Raw genomic sequence first — 15,087 nt, 5'->3', positions numbered from 1 at the left:
GAAACAAAAGATTCTTTGAATCTGTTTTTGCAACTAATGTGCCAGATACGGTCGATGCGCGGGTTGGCGAGGAATTAAGGCAAAAAGTGAGAACGGACAGGCAGTAAGGAGCAGAAGAGTAAAAATCGACGGCGCCAGAACGCGGAACCAAATGCACCATATTGATGCACAGCACCACGCTGGCGCCCCATCAGCGTTGTTCCAGCTCGTCCAGCTGCTGATAAAGCGTAGCGATATCGTGGATCCGCGGACGACCGCTGTCGAGCGTTTCATGCAGAAAGGCATTGGCCAGCAGATTGATCAGACTGTTGACCGAGGCATAGCTGTCGTAAGCCGAGACGCTGTCCAGCGGCGCGCAGAGCTGCCAGCGGGAGAGCGGGAACAGGCTGTGGGCCTGCGGCTCGCACATTAACAGAACCGGCACCCCGTCGCGCTGCAGCTGCTGCAGCAGCGGGCGGACGATCCGCGGCCGCCGGCGAAACGCCATCATCACCACCAGGTCATCGGCGGTCAGGTCGACCAGCTCTTCGCTGAGGCTCTGCCCCGGCTGGGGCAGCACCAGCACCTGACCGCGAGCCTGCAGCAGCTGCTGGCGCAGGTGCAGCGCCGCCGGATAGGCATTGCGCATGCCAATCACCACAATGCGGCGCGCGGCCACCATCGCCGTCAGCGCCTCGGCGAACTGGTGAGCGTCAAGGGCATTGACCCATTGGGTGAGGTTCGCCATCTCCTGCTTATAATGACGCGCCAGCAGCGTGTTACCCTGCACCGCGTCGCGCTGGTCGGTCAGCGGCATTCCGCTCTGGCGCAGGGTGCGCAGTTCATCGCGCATGTCCTTATATTTGTCATAGCCCAGGCGCTTGAACAGCCGGCTGACGGTGGCTTTCGACACGCCGCTCAGCTGCGCCAGCTCGGCGCTGTTGTAGCTTATCAGGTCATCAAAGTGGTCAAAGATGAAATCCGCCACCCGCTGCTCCTGCGGCGACAGCGAGGCGTATTGCCCTTTCAGTCGTTCATCGAGTTGTTGCATAGCGCCCCTGTAACTTTCGTTTCATCATCCATCCCTCATCATACTGTATCTGCTATGCCTTACACATAGCGTGCCAGCGGGAAAATTCCGGTCATTGTTTTTATCAATGAAACGAAACGTTCAGAGCTGGAACAGCTTTTGCAGTGTTCTGCGGGTGATTCGTTCAGAAAGGATAATTTATGCACAGTAGCAACGTTTCGACCCACGGCATGGCGGTCGCTCCTCACCACCTCGCCAGCCAGAGCGCGCTGGCCATCCTGCGCGAGGGCGGCAGCGCCATTGAAGCGATGGTGGCTGCCGCCGCAGCCATCGCCGTCGTCTATCCGCACATGAACGGCCTGGGCGGGGATGGTTTCTGGCTGATCGTGCCTCCCGGGGGGGATCCCATCGCCATTGACGCCAGCGGTGCGGCCGGGTCGCTGGCCACCCTCGAGGCCTATGCCGGTCAGCGGCATATCCCCCACCGGGGGCCGCAGGCCGCGCTGACCGTCGCCGGCACCGTTAGCGGCTGGGACGAGGCGCTGCGTATTTCTCGGGACTTAACCGGCCGCGCGCTGCCGGTGGCGCGCCTGCTGGCCGATGCGATCGGTTATGCCGAAGACGGCATTCCGGTCACCGCCTCGCAGGCCCACGCCACCGCCAGCAAACTGGAAGAGCTGCGCCATCAGCCGGGCTTCAGCGAAACCTGGCTGGTCGCGGGCGAGGCCCCGCGGCCCGGCAGCCGCTTCCGCCAGCCCGCCCTCGCCGGTACCCTGCGCATGCTGGCCAGCGACGGTCTCGACAGTTTCTATCGCGGTCCGCTGGCTGAACGTCTCGCCCAGGGGATGGCCGCGCTGGGGATGCCTGTCACCCTCGGCGACCTGCAGGCCCACCGCGCCCGGCGTCCGGCGCCGCTGACGCTCCAGCACCAGCAGGGAACGCTGTGGAATCTTGCCCCACCCACGCAGGGGCTGGTATCGCTGGCGATCCTTGGCATTACCGACCGTCTGAAGATGGCCGACGCCGACGAGGCGCAAACGGTGCACCGTATCGTCGAAGCCACCAAGCGGGCGTTTGCCCTGCGCGATGCGCATATCACCGATCCGCGCCATCTGGATGTGGATGTACAGCAGTTGCTCACCCCGGAAGCCCTGCAGCCGCTGGCCGACAGCATCGACGACGCCAGCGCTTCCCCCTGGGGCGGCGGTAAAGGCCCGGGCGATACCGTCTGGATGGGCGTCGTGGATAACAGCGGACTGGCAGTGTCGTTTATTCAGAGTATCTATCACGAGTTCGGCAGCGGCGTGGTGATCCCGGACACCGGGATCGTCTGGCAAAACCGCGGGGCGGCCTTCAGCCTCGATCCGCAGCATCTCCTGGCGCTGGCCCCTGGCAAACAGCCATTCCACACCCTCAACCCTGCCGCCGCGCGCCTGAACGATGGCCGGGTGATGGTCTATGGCTCGATGGGCGGCGACGGTCAGCCACAGACCCAGGCGGCGCTGTTTACCCGCTATATCCTGCAGGGGGCGCCGCTGCAGGAGAGCATCTCACGGCCACGCTGGCTGCTGGGCCGCACCTGGGGGCAGTCCTCGGATTCACTGAAGCTGGAGGGACGCTTTGCCCCCGCCTGCATCGCGCGTCTGCGCGATCTGGGGCACGAGGTGGAAGTGCTGGCCGATTTCAGCGAAGCGATGGGCCACGCCGGGGCCATTGTCCGCCATCCCAACGGCCTGCTTGAAGGGGCTACCGATCCACGCAGCAACGGCGCCGCCGCCGGATACTAAGGAGCAGACCATGACCACACAGCCTGACTGGAGCGAGTATCTGACGCAGATGACTCACCTTTTTGATATGGAGCTGGATGCGCCGCGCCGCGAGGAGCTGGAGCGCCAGTTTGCCCGCATCGCCGCTATGGCGCAGCCGCTGATGGACTATCCGCTCGGGCCGCGCGACGACATTGCGGGGGTGTATAAAGCATGACACTTCACCATTTCACCATCGCCGAGATCCAGCGTGCGCTGCACGATGGCAAACTGAGCGCCCGGGAGATCGCCTGCCAGACGCTGGACGATATCGCCCGCGTTAATCCGCAGATCAACGCCTGGACCGAGGTCACCGCCCAGCGCATGCTGGCGGAGGCCGACAGCATCGACGCCCTGCGCCGGGAAAAGCGCCCCTTGCCGCCGCTGGCTGGCATTCCCTATGCGGTGAAAAATCTGTTTGATGTCGCCGGGCACACCACCCTCGCCGGGGCGGAGCTGCTGAGCGACCGGCCGCCGGCCGCCAGCGACAGCTGGGCGGTGCGCCAGCTGCACAGCGCCGGCGCCCTGCTCAGCGGGATGCTCAATATGGATGCCTACGCCTACGGCTTCACCACCGAAAACAGCCACTATGGCGCGACGCGTAACCCGCACGATCTGACGCGGATCGCCGGCGGTTCCTCCGGCGGTTCGGCCGCAGCGGTGGCCGCCGGACTGGTCCATTTCAGCCTCGGCAGCGACACCAACGGCTCGATTCGCGTCCCTGCGTCGCTGTGCGGGATCTTTGGCCTGAAACCCACCTTCGGCCGCCTCTCCCGCTCCGGCAGCCATCCGTTTGTCGCCAGTCTGGATCATATTGGTCCCTTTGCCCGCCGGGTGGCCGACCTCGCCGCGGTGTATGACGCCCTGCAGGGGCGCGACCCGGCCGATGACTTTCAGGCCGATAAAGCCAGCGAGCGCACCGGCAACCTGCTGGAGCGCGGACTGGAGGGGCTGCGCTGCGCGCGGCTGGGGGGCTATTTCACCACCTGGTGCGATGACGACGCCCGGGCGGCCGTGGATCGGGTCGCCCACGCGCTGGGCGCCGACAGCGAGCTGCAGTTCGCGGATGCCGCCCTGGCCCGCTCGGCGGCCTTTATCATCAGCGCCAGCGAAGGCGGCAATCAGTATCTGCCGGATCTTCGCCAGTCGCCCGAGCGCTTTGAACCCCACTCCCGCGAGCGGCTGCTGGCCGGGGCGATGATCCCCTCGGCGTGGTATCTGCAGGCCCAGCGCTTCCGCCGTCATGCCCGTCAGGCGATGAAATCTCTGTTCAGTCAGGCCGACGTGCTGATTGCCCCGGCCACTCCATGCAGCGCCACGCCGATTGGCGCGGAGGAGATGGTGATTAACGGCCAGCCGCTGCCGGTGCGCGCCAGCATGGGTATGCTGACCCAGCCGATCTCCTTCCTCGGGCTGCCGGTGGTGACCGTGCCCCTGCGTACCGCCAGCGGCAAGCCGATTGGCCTGCAGCTGATAGCCGCGCCGTTTAACGAACAAGCCTGTCTTCGCGCCGCGCGGGCGCTGGAAGCGATGGGCGTTACCGATGCCCGAGTGGCGGAGAGTGCAGCATGATCAATCTGGACAATGTAGACCGCCCGGCGATCCTCGCCGAGGTGACGGCGGCGTTTTATCAGTATGAAGAGGCGCTGGTCAGCAATAACATCGAGGCGCTGGACGCGTTGTTCTGGCACGATCCGCGCACCGTGCGGCTGGGGGCCGGCGAAAATCTGTATGGCATTGAGGCGATCCGCGCCTTTCGCGCCGCCCGCCCCGCCGCCGGTCTGGCCCGCGACCTGCGCCATACCACCATCACCACCTTTGGCGCGGACATGGCGGTATGCAGCACCGAGTTTACCCGCGAAGGCAGCGCGCGCCCTGGGCGTCAGCAGCAAACGTGGGTGCGCTTTCCCTACGGCTGGCGGATTGTCGCCGCCCAGGTCAGTCTGATGGACTGAGAGGCATACACTGACGCGGGCCGGGGGAATGAGGCTATCCACCGGCCCGCACCCGCCCGGTATCAATACGTGAGGAGACGATGGTCATGGTGTTAATCAGGGCTGCTGAATCAAAAGATATCCCCGCGCTGAAAACGCTATTTCTGCAGCTGGGCTATCAGACGGAGACGGCGATCTTAGCGCAACGCATCACTGAACCCCAAAGTATGATGCATACGCTGGTGGCTGAAGCAGAAAACGCCGTGTGTGGCGTGGTCGTTATCAATTTTATCTTACCGGTACATGAAAACCGATTGTGGGCATTAATTTCCGCGCTGGTGATAGAGGAATCGTCACGGGGTTCAGGGATAGGCCACCAGCTTCTCCATGCCGCAGAGCGCCTCGCCCACGATAAACAATGCGCTCATATTGAGCTTTCAAGCAGTGAAAACAGAACCAGAGCGCATCAATTTTATGAAAATAACGGCTATAAGGAAGTCCGCAAACGCTTCGTTAAAAGTTTGTCTTAGCCGCCAGGAAGTCTTTAAACGGAGCGATTGCGGCGCATGAACAGCAACATGTTCGTTAATATTGCGATAATGCAGCCCGGGCGCCTTCCGGATATAACAAAAGCACCTCAGGCAGGTGCTTTTTGTCCGGATAATATCAGTTACACTTTGCCAAGCAGGATATTTAACATGCGGCGTAAAGGTTCCGCCGCGCCCCACAATAGCTGATCGCCAACCGTTAACACCGAGTAGACGGGTTCATTATTTAGCGACATTTTCTTGTAGCGACCAATTCCTACCTGCAACGAACCACTAATAGCAGCCGGGGTCAATTTACTGACACTCTCTTGCTTATTATTGGGGATATAGTTTACCCACGGATGGGAATGGGTCACTAACTCAGCAAATTCCGCTTCGCTGACCTCACGTTTCAGTTTAAGGGTAATGGCAGCGCTGTGGCAGCGGATTACGCCGACCCGAATGCATAAGCCATTGACCGGGATGGTGCCGGGTGCAAGGCCAAGAATTTTATTGGTTTCCGCCTCGCCCTTCCATTCTTCGCGGCTGTTTCCATCGCCTAAATCGCTGTCGATCCAGGGAATGATGCTGCCCATCAGCGGGACGCCAAAATTCTCCACCGGCATGCCGGCGCTATTAATCAACTCACTCACTTTATTGACTAAAGGCAGCACGGAACCTGATGCCGTCAGTTCATCCGCAGATAAATGCTGACTGATATACGCGCTTTGCGCGATTAATTCCCGCACCTGTTTGGCGCCCGCCCCGGAGGCAGACTGATAGGTCATCACGCTCATCCATTCAATCAGGTCAGCCTTGATCAGCCCGGCCAGCCCCATCAGGCTCAGCGTGATGGAGCAGTTGCCGCCGACAAACAGTTTCATTCCCGCTTTCACCGCGCGATCGATATTATCGCGGTTGACCGGGTCGAGAATAATGCAGGCGTTGTCATCCATCCGCAGCGCCGAAGCGGCGTCAATCCAGTACCCTTGCCAGCCAGAGTTAATTAACGCAGGATAGATGGCTTTGGTATAATCCCCACCCTGACAGGTTATAATAATATCCATTTCGGCGAGGGCGCTAAGGGAATTCGCATCTTTCAGTTTGTCGCTTTTACCATTAATAACCGGGCCAGCGGCACCCGCACTGGAGGTACTAAAAAAATGCGCTGAAATATCGTCGAAATCATTTTCTTCGATCATGCGCTGCAACAATACTGAGCCAACCATGCCCCGCCAGCCAACAATACCCACCTGCTTCATTTATTTAACCTTAAAAAGTTATGAGAATGTTAATTTGAGTGTCGCCATACCTTATATCGTATCCCCCAATAAAGGTCATTACCCAGCACATCGATTTTTATCATTATTAAAATGTTTCATCTGCCATCAGCGATAGTTATCTCTTATTACGGTCAAGCAGATATAGGCGGCGGAGACTGTTCAAAGGGAGAAACGACGTAGCGGAACGGCAGCGGCTTCTCCCCTGGCTGCCATAAATAGTCACTTGCATTTTGATAGTGACTATGTCAATTTGCTGGCAAAAGCCACCTTGTTACTGGACAGCCCATGAAAAATGAACCGCTTTGCCACGCTCCCTGCCCCATCGCCCGTAGCCTGGGACGCATCGGTGACAGCTGGAGCATCATGATCCTGCGCGACGCGTTCGCGGGCTTTACCCGCTTTGACGAGTTCCAGAAGAGCAGTAACGTCGCGCCCAATATTCTGTCGCGCCGCCTGAAGGCGCTGGTCGACGACGGGCTGCTGGAGAAGGTTTGCTACAGCAGCACCCCGCCGCGCTACGAATACCACCTTACGCAACGCGGCCGCGATTTTCGCATGGTATTGCTGGCGCTGGCGGAATGGGGTAACCGCCACTTCGCTCCCGAAGGCCGTCAGATGCAGCTGGTGGAAACCGCCACCCAGCGCCGGGTGGAGCCAGTCATGGTGGATAAAGCGACCGGGGAAGAGATTATCCCGGGTAAATACGCCATGGTGCCGGGCCCCGCAGCCTCGCCGCTGATGCAATATCGTCATGAATATCTGCTGCGCAAACGCGAAGGCGATAGCGGGCAAAAATTCCAGCCTGAACCCTACAGAGATGCCAACCATGAAGCTGGCCAGTAAGAAAAGCGTCCTCGTCCTGGCGGCCCTCTCCGCCGTTCTGGCGGCAGCGAGCTACGGCGCGTACTGGTGGCAAACCGGACGTTTTCTGCAGACCACCGATGACGCCTATGTTGGCGGCGACATTAGCGCCATCTCCAGCAAAGTCTCCGGCTATATCCAGCAGCTGGCGGTGCAGGACAATATGGCGGTGAAAAAAGGTGACCTGTTGATCCGCATTGACGACCGCGATTACCGCGCCGCCCTTGCGAAAGCCGCCGGAGAAGTGGCGGCGCAGCAGGCCGCGCTGGCCGATATCCAGGCTACCCGCCAGCTACAGCAGGCGACCATTGCCGGCTCTACGGCCTCGTTACTGGCCGCCACGGCGGCAACCGAAAAACTGGCTAACGACAACCGACGCTATAACGCCCTGGCCGCGTCGAGCGCGATTTCCGCACAGATCCGCGATAACGCCTCCGCCGATTATCGCCGGGCGCATGCCGAGCAGGAGAAAGCCAAAGCGGATAAAACCGTGGCCGAACGTCAGCTGGCGGTGCTGAATGCTCGCCAGCAGCAAACCCTGGCTGCCCTGGCGCAGGCCCAGGCTAACCTCGAGATGGCCAGGCTGAACCTCAGCTATACCGACATTCGCGCGCCGTTCGATGGGGTGATTGGCAACCGCCGCGCGTGGTCCGGCTCCTTCGTCAGCAGCGGCACGCAGCTGCTCTCCCTGGTGCCCGCGCACGGCCTGTGGATTGACGCCAACTTCAAGGAAAACCAGCTGGCGCATATGCGCGCCGGCCAGGCGGTGACCATCGTCGCCGATGTGCTGCCGAACCATACCTTTAAGGGCCATGTCGCCAGCCTGGCGCCGGCGACCGGCTCACGCTTCAGCATTCTGCCGGCGGAGAACGCGACCGGGAATTTCACTAAAATCGTGCAGCGGGTGCCGGTCCGCATTGCGCTGGAAGGTGACGGGGCAAAGCTTGACGTCCTGCGCCCGGGACTGTCGGTGATCGTCACCGTGAACGAAAAGAGCCCTCGATGAGCACCGTTCAGGCGCTGTCTGCCCCGCAGGGACTGTCGATGCCGACGGCAAAGAAGATCTTTGCCTTCGCCAGCATGTGCGTGGGGATGTTTATTGCCCTTATCGATATCCAGATTGTCTCCGCCTCGCTGCGGGATATCGGCGGCGGCCTGTCGGCGGGCGACGATGAGACCGTCTGGGTACAAACCAGCTACCTGATCGCCGAGATCATTATTATCCCGCTTTCCGGCTGGCTGGCCCGGGTCATGTCGACCCGCTGGCTGTTTGCCGCCTCCGCGGCGGGCTTCACACTGATGAGCCTGCTGTGCGGCTGGGCGTGGAACATCCAGAGTATGATCGCCTTCCGCGCCCTGCAGGGGCTGGCGGGCGGGTCGATGATCCCCCTGGTGTTCACCACCGCTTTCGCCTTTTTTCAGGGCAAACAGCGGGTCATTGCCGCGGCGACAATCGGCGGCCTGGCCTCCCTCGCCCCGACGCTGGGCCCGACGGTGGGCGGCTGGATCACCGAAAACTACAACTGGCACTGGCTGTTCTTTATCAACGTTGTTCCGGGGATTTACATCGCGGTGGCAGTGCCGCTGCTGGTGAAAGTAGACAGCGCCGACCCCACTCTGCTGCGCGGCGCCGACTATCTCAGTATTCTGCTGCTGGCCGTGTCCCTCGGCTGCCTGGAATATACCCTCGAAGAAGGTCCTCGCTGGGGCTGGTTTGATGACGCGACCCTGACGACCACCGCCTGGGTCGCCCTGCTCTGCGGCGTGGCTTTTGTTATCCGCACCCTCCGCCATCCGCAGCCGGTGATGGATCTGCGGGCCCTGCAGGACCGAACTTTCAGCCTCGGCTGCTATTTCTCGTTTATGGCCGGCGTCGGCATCTTCGCCACCATCTATTTAACCCCGTTGTATCTCGGTAGCGTGCGCGGTTTCAGCGCGCTGGAGATCGGCCTGGCGGTATTTTCCACCGGCTTGTTCCAGGTCATGTCTATTCCGTTTTATTCGTGGCTGGCCAACCGCGTTGACCTGCGCTGGCTGCTGATGGCCGGGCTGATCGGCTTTGCGGTGTCGATGTACAGCTTCGTCCCGATAACCCATGACTGGGGGGCGGACCAGTTGCTGCTCCCGCAGGCGTTTCGCGGACTGGCGCAGCAGTTTGCCGTCGCGCCAACGGTGACCCTGACGCTAGGCAGCCTGCCGCCCGCGCGCCTGAAGCTGGCCTCCGGGCTGTTTAATCTGATGCGCAACCTCGGAGGCGCTATCGGCATCGCCCTGTGCGGCACGGTGCTTAACGACAGAACCAATCTGCACTACAGCCGCCTGGCGGACCATCTGAATAACGCCAACCTGGCGATGAGCGATTTTGTTCAGCGCAGCGCGGCAAACTTCACCGTCCAGGGGATCTCGCCGGATGCCGCGCAGACGGCGGCGCTGAAAAATCTTTCCGCGCTGGCGCTGCGGGAGGCGCGAACCCAGGCCTTTTCCGATGCTTTCTACCTCATCATGATGGGTTTTTTGCTTGCCGCGCTGCTGGTTCCCTTGATGAAAAAGCCGCCGGCACACTGATACTACAGGAGAGTAAACTATGGGCGTTTCCGTTAAACGCATTGTCGTCACCGGGATGGGGATTGTCAGCCCGCTGGGCTGCGGCGTACAGCACGTCTGGCAGTCGCTGCTGGCAGGAAAGTCAGGGATCACCCGGCTCAGCGAGCAGCTGGTCGCGGATATTCCCTGCAAAGTGGCCGGCCAGGTGCCGTCCATTGAAAGCGATCCGCTGCACGGCTTCGACCCGCTGGCGACCATCCCGGCGAAAGAGCGCAAAAAGATGGATCGCTTTATCGAGTTTGCGCTGGTCGCCGCCCGTGAAGCGCTGACCCAGGCCGGCTGGTCGCCAGCATCTGCGGCCGAACAGGAACGTACCTCCACGGTAATTGCCACCGGGATCGGCGGCTTCAGCGAGATCGCCAATGCGGTACATACCACCGATGAACGCGGGCCGCGTCGCCTCTCGCCGTTCACTATCCCCTCTTTTCTGGCCAACCTGGCCGCCGGGCATGTGTCCATCGCCCACGGCTTCCGGGGCCCCATCGGCGCGCCGGTCACCGCCTGCGCAGCGGGTGCCCAGGCCATTGGCGATGCGGCGCGGATGATCCGCAGCGGCGAGGCGGATATTGCCCTCTGCGGCGGCGCGGAAGCGGCAATTCATCGCGTTAGCCTGGCCGGGTTTGCCGCGGCAAGGGCGCTCTCCAGCGCCTCCAACGACCAGCCGGAAGCCGCTTCCCGCCCCTTTGACCGCGACCGCGATGGATTTGTAATGGGAGAAGGCGCGGGGCTTATCGTGATCGAGTCACTGGAGCACGCGCTGGCGCGCGGCGCCACGCCGCTGGCCGAGCTGGTCGGCTACGGCACCAGCGCAGATGCTTATCACCTGACCGCAGGCCCGGAAGACGGGAACGGCGCGCGTCGGGCAATGGAGACCGCTATTCGCCAGGCCGGGGTGACCGTCGACGAGATTGACCATATCAACGCCCACGCCACCTCGACGCAGGTCGGTGATAAAGGTGAGCTGGCGGCGATTAAAACGCTGTTTGGCGCGCATCCGGTCGCCATTACCTCGACGAAATCCGCCACCGGCCATCTGTTAGGCGCGGCCGGCGGGATCGAGGCCATCTTCACCATTCAGGCGCTGCGTGACCAGGTGGTGCCGCCGACGCTGAACCTGCATCACCCCGATGAAGAGGCGGCAGGCATGAACCTGGTGGCGCTGCAGGCCCGCCCGCAGAAGATGCGCTATGCACTGTCGAACGGTTTTGGCTTTGGCGGCGTTAACGCCAGCCTGCTGCTGAAACGCTGGGAATAATCGTCAACTCCCCCCCGGCGATGGCTGGCGGGGGATTTTCGCCGTGGCAGCTTTTGCCCTGCTGCTGGAGTAAATGAAGAACAGCGCGATACCCAGGCAGACAATGGCGCCGATTCGGCTCATCGAGAATGGAATCGACGCATTGCCAAGCCAGCCGAAGTTATCGATCAGCATGCTCATGGTCAACTGACCAAAAATGACAGCGACCGTAGCCACTGCCGCGCCAATACGCTGGACGGCCAGTACCATAATAACGATATAAGGCACACCAAACATTGCGCCCAGCAGTTGCCATTTAGGCACGTCCATCAGCGTCAGGGTGTGTTTGGGTTCGAAGAAAAAGATCAGCAGCCCCGTCACCAGGGCGCCGACAGAAAATGTCAGGAACGCGCTTTTGAATACGCCAACCTTGCTGCCCAGCTGGCCATTGATAGCCGCCTGGATACTCAGCATGGCGCCACCGGCAACGGCGAGCAGAATCATGATAATAGTCATAATGTTACTTTACCCCTGTGCAACCATAACCAGCGCTGCAATGATGAAAATCAGCGCAATGATACGTTTACGGTCAATTTTCCTGCGCGACGTACCGAGCAGACCGAAGTGATCAATAATCAGGCTCTTGAACACCTGGCCTGCCAGGATGCCGATCATCGTCATGGCGATGCCGATTGCCGGCGTTACTACGGTCAGGATGATGACGTAAATCGGCCCAAGCACGCCGCCAAGCAGCTGCCACGCTGGTTGCGCAAAGAACGACGGACTGTTGCGCGGGCTGAAAAAAAGCATCAGCAGAAAGGTCAGCGCCGCGCCCACGCCGAATATGCTGAAGGTCGCCCAGAGGTCACCGACCTCCCCACCCAATGGTCCGAGCAATCCTGCCTCTATGGACAGTCCCATGCCTCCGGCAATGACGATAAAAATCAATATTAGCTGCATAGCAATCATCTCCAGTAGTCCAGGCGGAGGAGATTACGGCTTAATATGGATGAGAAAAATGCCATAATGAGATAAACACCTGTGCAGGATATGCATTAATGAATGAGCTTGGGAACATCAGTATTCGCGCCCTGCTGATTTTTATAGACGTCTATGAGACGCAGAATTTCTCTGTGGTGGCCCGGCGGGAAGGGATATCGGCCTCTCAGGTATCGCGGGTCATCCATCAGATGGAGGATGTGCTCGGCCAGCAGCTTTTTTACCGCAATACCCGGGCGATAATCCCGACGGAAAGCGGCCATCTTTTTATCCGCTATGCGCGAGCGATGACTGGCAGCATGGAGGAGGCGCGGCGGGAACTCAACGAGAGAACGCTTGAGCCTTCCGGAATGGTCCGCATAAACGCACCCGTATTCTTTGGACAGCGCCATGTCGCACCCGCGTTACCGGGCCTGACGGAGCGATATCCGAAGCTCAGCATTGAGCTTACGCTGACTGATGATTACATCGATCCGCACCGTGAGCCGGCTGACGTGATTTTCCGGATTGGCGTGCTGACGGATTCCGCATTTCATGCGCGCGTGTTTGGCCAGCAGTGCTATCATCTTGCCGCGTCACCGGATTATATCCGCCGGCACGGCATGCTGGGATCGCCCGAAGAGCTCGCCCGGCATAAATGCCTGGTCTACCGCGGTTCGTCAGGACCAAACCAATGGCTGCTGCGCCGGCACGGAGAGGAATGGGTGCACTACCCCGTCTCGCCCCTGATGTCATCGAATAATGCTGAAACCCTGCTGATTGCCGCACTCGGAGGGATGGGGATTGTGCTGTTTCCTGACTGGCTGATTGGAGACCGGCTAAAGAGCGGCGAACTTATCGAACTGCTGCCGGAGCTGGATAGGTCCATAAAAACGGAGCCACAGCATATCGCGGCAATCTATCCGAATGCCCGCCACCCTCCGCTGAACGTGCGGGCGATTATCGATTACTACATCGACGCGTTCGGTTCACCGCTTTACTGGCAGTCTGAATAAGACAGGCGACTTTATGGTTCGTCTTGAAGTTAACTGCCGTTTCTGGCGCAGAGCAAACGCGTTCAATGCCCTTAAGGTCCGTTCTAAGCGAAAAACGGACCACACTATCTAAAGAAAGATATCGCTGATAATGTTGGGACCGCTCATGTTAAAAAGGTATGCCATTTCTTTTCATTGACGATAACGAAGGGATTTTCATGGTTGAGGTTGAGGAAATAAAAAAGAAGTATCCCGGCGCAGATGCCTGGCAAATGGGTGACAGTCCGGAGCTGGCTAACGAGCTTGCTGACCTGATCAAAAAAGGGATCAAAACGGCCTCTTGCGGATCTTTTGCCTCTTACCAGCAGGAAAAATCTGCCCCGAGGATAGGGAGTTATCACATTATTCTTGATGGCCAGAATGTTCCAGTTTGCGTGATCAGACTGGTTTCGATGCAGCTGGTTCGTTTTTGTGATGTCACTGAAGCATTCGCCCGCAAAGAAGGTGAAGGCGATTTAAGCCTTGAATACTGGAAGAGAGAGCATCAGAGATTTTTCAGCTCCGAAGGTCATTTTTCTGAAGATATGGAGTTGATTGCAGAAGAATTTGAAGTGGTGGAGGTGCTGTGAGACAAGGTTAACGGGCTGACGTTTTATCAATCGCCACTGATAACACTGTTCGCTTCTGGCGCGGAGCGGACAAGCTATCGAGCTAAAGGTTCGCATTGAGCAAGGAGCGGACGTGCCAGCTATAATTGGTAATAAAATGAGAGTAGAGCTATTCTAATTTGTTTATAAAGAACATTTTTACATCCAAGGGCGAAATATTTTTTATGCTATCTTACATGCTATCTCAATATGCCAGGCTACCTGTGCCTGAATTTACCCTACGTTCATGGCTAAAACAATGGTTGTCAGAGCAGGAATCGATGTGTACAGACAGAAGTTTCTCGGCGCGATTTCCCTGGAGAGAAACTGGATTATGTCAGGAATATTTTTTACAACGAAAACTCAAAATTGATGGAAAGCAATTTCTTACTGGCCCCCGTTATCAGGGCGGAAATATTAACAAACCTTTTATTGATATTGTAGGTATGGATTCTGACCTAAATCATACTGCATTAGAACTCATTAGTAAGGAATGGTCACAACTCAGAGCTCAGTATGTTCGCATTCTTGTACCCGGCCAGTCCTTCCCGCAGGGTATTCCCGACCAGTATATATACGCCACCTCTTTTTCTGAACCCCCTGAATTCAATGATAAATCTCTTACTTTGCAAGTGGCGACATACGAAGATTTTGACTGGTGTTGTCAGGCTCTGGGCGATGCCTATAAGCATACATGGCAGACAGTTCGCGAACTGTCTGCAAACAATTTGGTAGCAGTTGATGACGAAGAGTTGTGTGATCATATTTCTGAGAGAGAAGTATATATTATCTATGAAAACGACGTTCGCGCCGGGTTGCTAATATGCCAGAAAGGAAACATCGCTTTTCTGCGAGGATATCGTATTACTGACAAAGTAATACTTCCTGCTTTTCGTGGTCGATCATTGTCAGCCCGAGCGCAACGCCTGCTGTACCGATTATTAACTCATTCCGATTCTGAACTATCTTTGTATATGGGCACAATTATTCCGGAGAATATTCCCTCGATGAAAACTGCAGAAAGAGCGGGACGAACTTGCATCCTAAGTTATCAATTTCTACCCATCTGCAGAACCCACGACTAACAGCAATGCGAATTTATCTTCAGCCTACTTCCGCTTTTGGCACACAGGGGACGTCAAGGGCCCGGGTGTACTCCCCTGGACGCATTAATGGGCGGTATGTGATTGTTGTGCAGGCTATCATATGG

Annotated in this window: 16 protein-coding genes and 1 pseudogene; 13 read left to right on the top strand and 4 right to left on the bottom strand. The window is 58.6% G+C overall.

Annotation, left to right across the window (positions count from 1 at the left end; translation table 11 throughout):
• Positions 1-190: 190 nt before the first annotated feature.
• On the bottom strand, positions 191-1,030 hold the full coding sequence (gene hpxU / locus GT756_RS10530; RefSeq protein WP_023289756.1) for a MurR/RpiR family transcriptional regulator HpxU: 840 nt from the start codon (positions 1,028-1,030) through the stop codon (positions 191-193).
• Between the two features lie 179 nt (positions 1,031-1,209).
• Between hpxU and hpxW the strand changes: the two genes are divergently transcribed.
• The 5 genes from hpxW (at position 1,210) to GT756_RS10505 (ending at position 5,278) form a co-directional block, all read left to right on the top strand.
• A complete protein-coding gene (gene hpxW, locus GT756_RS10525) occupies positions 1,210-2,796 on the top strand; it encodes an oxamate amidohydrolase (RefSeq protein ID WP_146410877.1) in 1,587 nt (528 codons plus the stop codon).
• 10 nt (positions 2,797-2,806) lie between these two features.
• Positions 2,807-2,992: an oxalurate catabolism protein HpxX gene (gene hpxX, locus GT756_RS10520; protein ID WP_004205830.1), complete on the top strand. Its 186-nt coding sequence runs from the start codon at positions 2,807-2,809 to the stop codon at positions 2,990-2,992.
• Positions 2,989-4,386 carry an AtzE family amidohydrolase gene (locus GT756_RS10515; RefSeq protein ID WP_160124758.1) on the top strand — a complete coding sequence of 466 codons (1,398 nt, stop codon included), beginning with the start codon at positions 2,989-2,991 and terminating at the stop codon, positions 4,384-4,386. The genes hpxX and GT756_RS10515 overlap by 4 nt, the downstream gene beginning before the upstream one ends.
• Complete coding sequence (gene hpxZ, locus GT756_RS10510; RefSeq protein ID WP_023289760.1) at positions 4,383-4,769, top strand: oxalurate catabolism protein HpxZ; 387 nt, start codon at positions 4,383-4,385, stop codon at positions 4,767-4,769. The genes GT756_RS10515 and hpxZ overlap by 4 nt, the downstream gene beginning before the upstream one ends.
• An 86-nt stretch (positions 4,770-4,855) precedes the next feature.
• Positions 4,856-5,278, top strand: coding sequence for a GNAT family N-acetyltransferase (locus tag GT756_RS10505; RefSeq protein WP_160124813.1), 423 nt, complete (start codon positions 4,856-4,858; stop codon positions 5,276-5,278).
• Positions 5,279-5,418: 140 nt separating this feature from the next.
• Here the strand turns inward: GT756_RS10505 and asd are convergent, their stop codons facing one another.
• Positions 5,419-6,537 carry an aspartate-semialdehyde dehydrogenase gene (gene asd, locus GT756_RS10500; protein ID WP_160124757.1) on the bottom strand — a complete coding sequence of 373 codons (1,119 nt, stop codon included), beginning with the start codon at positions 6,535-6,537 and terminating at the stop codon, positions 5,419-5,421.
• Between the two features lie 190 nt (positions 6,538-6,727).
• Here asd and GT756_RS25860 point away from each other — a divergent pair.
• The 5 genes and pseudogenes from GT756_RS25860 to fabF form a co-directional block, all read left to right on the top strand.
• Positions 6,728-6,847 (top strand): annotated as a pseudogene (locus GT756_RS25860) (hypothetical protein); the annotation flags it as partial.
• Complete coding sequence (locus GT756_RS10495) at positions 6,844-7,401, top strand: helix-turn-helix domain-containing protein (protein WP_053810366.1); 558 nt, start codon at positions 6,844-6,846, stop codon at positions 7,399-7,401. The pseudogene GT756_RS25860 and the gene GT756_RS10495, both read left to right, overlap by 4 nt.
• The gene (locus GT756_RS10490; RefSeq protein ID WP_160124756.1) at positions 7,385-8,425 is read left to right on the top strand and encodes an HlyD family secretion protein; all 1,041 of its coding nucleotides are present in this window, start codon (positions 7,385-7,387) and stop codon (positions 8,423-8,425) included. Before GT756_RS10495 ends, GT756_RS10490 begins: the two co-directional genes overlap by 17 nt.
• Positions 8,422-9,984 carry a DHA2 family efflux MFS transporter permease subunit gene (locus GT756_RS10485; protein ID WP_160124755.1) on the top strand — a complete coding sequence of 521 codons (1,563 nt, stop codon included), beginning with the start codon at positions 8,422-8,424 and terminating at the stop codon, positions 9,982-9,984. The genes GT756_RS10490 and GT756_RS10485 overlap by 4 nt, the downstream gene beginning before the upstream one ends.
• Before the next feature lie 19 nt (positions 9,985-10,003).
• Positions 10,004-11,278, top strand: coding sequence for a beta-ketoacyl-ACP synthase II (gene fabF, locus GT756_RS10480; RefSeq protein WP_064177807.1), 1,275 nt, complete (start codon positions 10,004-10,006; stop codon positions 11,276-11,278).
• A 3-nt stretch (positions 11,279-11,281) separates the two neighbouring features.
• Here the strand turns inward: fabF and GT756_RS10475 are convergent, their stop codons facing one another.
• Both GT756_RS10475 and GT756_RS10470 read right to left on the bottom strand, forming a co-directional pair.
• The gene (locus GT756_RS10475) at positions 11,282-11,773 is read right to left on the bottom strand and encodes a DMT family transporter (RefSeq protein ID WP_064177806.1); all 492 of its coding nucleotides are present in this window, start codon (positions 11,771-11,773) and stop codon (positions 11,282-11,284) included.
• 9 nt (positions 11,774-11,782) lie between these two features.
• On the bottom strand, positions 11,783-12,217 hold the full coding sequence (locus GT756_RS10470) for a DMT family transporter (RefSeq protein WP_160124812.1): 435 nt from the start codon (positions 12,215-12,217) through the stop codon (positions 11,783-11,785).
• 98 nt (positions 12,218-12,315) lie between these two features.
• Between GT756_RS10470 and GT756_RS10465 the strand changes: the two genes are divergently transcribed.
• The 3 genes from GT756_RS10465 to GT756_RS10455 all read left to right on the top strand — a co-directional run bounded on the left by GT756_RS10465 (position 12,316) and on the right by GT756_RS10455 (position 14,962).
• Entirely contained in the window at positions 12,316-13,251 is a 936-nt protein-coding gene (locus GT756_RS10465) for a LysR family transcriptional regulator (protein WP_002905496.1), read from the top strand.
• 251 nt (positions 13,252-13,502) lie between these two features.
• Entirely contained in the window at positions 13,503-13,859 is a 357-nt protein-coding gene (locus GT756_RS10460) for an ASCH domain-containing protein (RefSeq protein ID WP_072206853.1), read from the top strand.
• A 203-nt stretch (positions 13,860-14,062) separates the two neighbouring features.
• On the top strand, positions 14,063-14,962 hold the full coding sequence (locus GT756_RS10455) for a hypothetical protein (protein ID WP_072042515.1): 900 nt from the start codon (positions 14,063-14,065) through the stop codon (positions 14,960-14,962).
• The last annotated feature ends 125 nt before the right edge of the window (positions 14,963-15,087 follow it).

It is taken from the genome of Klebsiella sp. Q2, assembly GCF_009900705.1.
Taxonomy (GTDB): Bacteria; Pseudomonadota; Gammaproteobacteria; order Enterobacterales; family Enterobacteriaceae; genus Klebsiella; species Klebsiella quasipneumoniae.
Note: the sequence above shows the minus strand (reverse complement) of the source record. Positions and strands in the feature narration are given on the sequence as shown.

What these genes read in the sequence shown, in the direction of transcription:
- hpxU (WP_023289756.1), bottom strand. Translation starts at nt 1,030, where the DNA reads ATGCAACAACTCGATGAACGACTGAAAGGGCAATACGCCTCGCTGTCG.
- hpxW (WP_146410877.1), top strand. Translation starts at nt 1,210, where the DNA reads ATGCACAGTAGCAACGTTTCGACCCACGGCATGGCGGTCGCTCCTCAC.
- hpxX (WP_004205830.1), top strand. Translation starts at nt 2,807, where the DNA reads ATGACCACACAGCCTGACTGGAGCGAGTATCTGACGCAGATGACTCAC.
- GT756_RS10515 (WP_160124758.1), top strand. Translation starts at nt 2,989, where the DNA reads ATGACACTTCACCATTTCACCATCGCCGAGATCCAGCGTGCGCTGCAC.
- hpxZ (WP_023289760.1), top strand. Translation starts at nt 4,383, where the DNA reads ATGATCAATCTGGACAATGTAGACCGCCCGGCGATCCTCGCCGAGGTG.
- GT756_RS10505 (WP_160124813.1), top strand. Translation starts at nt 4,856, where the DNA reads ATGGTGTTAATCAGGGCTGCTGAATCAAAAGATATCCCCGCGCTGAAA.
- asd (WP_160124757.1), bottom strand. Translation starts at nt 6,537, where the DNA reads ATGAAGCAGGTGGGTATTGTTGGCTGGCGGGGCATGGTTGGCTCAGTA.
- GT756_RS10495 (WP_053810366.1), top strand. Translation starts at nt 6,844, where the DNA reads ATGAAAAATGAACCGCTTTGCCACGCTCCCTGCCCCATCGCCCGTAGC.
- GT756_RS10490 (WP_160124756.1), top strand. Translation starts at nt 7,385, where the DNA reads ATGAAGCTGGCCAGTAAGAAAAGCGTCCTCGTCCTGGCGGCCCTCTCC.
- GT756_RS10485 (WP_160124755.1), top strand. Translation starts at nt 8,422, where the DNA reads ATGAGCACCGTTCAGGCGCTGTCTGCCCCGCAGGGACTGTCGATGCCG.
- fabF (WP_064177807.1), top strand. Translation starts at nt 10,004, where the DNA reads ATGGGCGTTTCCGTTAAACGCATTGTCGTCACCGGGATGGGGATTGTC.
- GT756_RS10475 (WP_064177806.1), bottom strand. Translation starts at nt 11,773, where the DNA reads ATGACTATTATCATGATTCTGCTCGCCGTTGCCGGTGGCGCCATGCTG.
- GT756_RS10470 (WP_160124812.1), bottom strand. Translation starts at nt 12,217, where the DNA reads ATGCAGCTAATATTGATTTTTATCGTCATTGCCGGAGGCATGGGACTG.
- GT756_RS10465 (WP_002905496.1), top strand. Translation starts at nt 12,316, where the DNA reads ATGAATGAGCTTGGGAACATCAGTATTCGCGCCCTGCTGATTTTTATA.
- GT756_RS10460 (WP_072206853.1), top strand. Translation starts at nt 13,503, where the DNA reads ATGGGTGACAGTCCGGAGCTGGCTAACGAGCTTGCTGACCTGATCAAA.
- GT756_RS10455 (WP_072042515.1), top strand. Translation starts at nt 14,063, where the DNA reads ATGCTATCTTACATGCTATCTCAATATGCCAGGCTACCTGTGCCTGAA.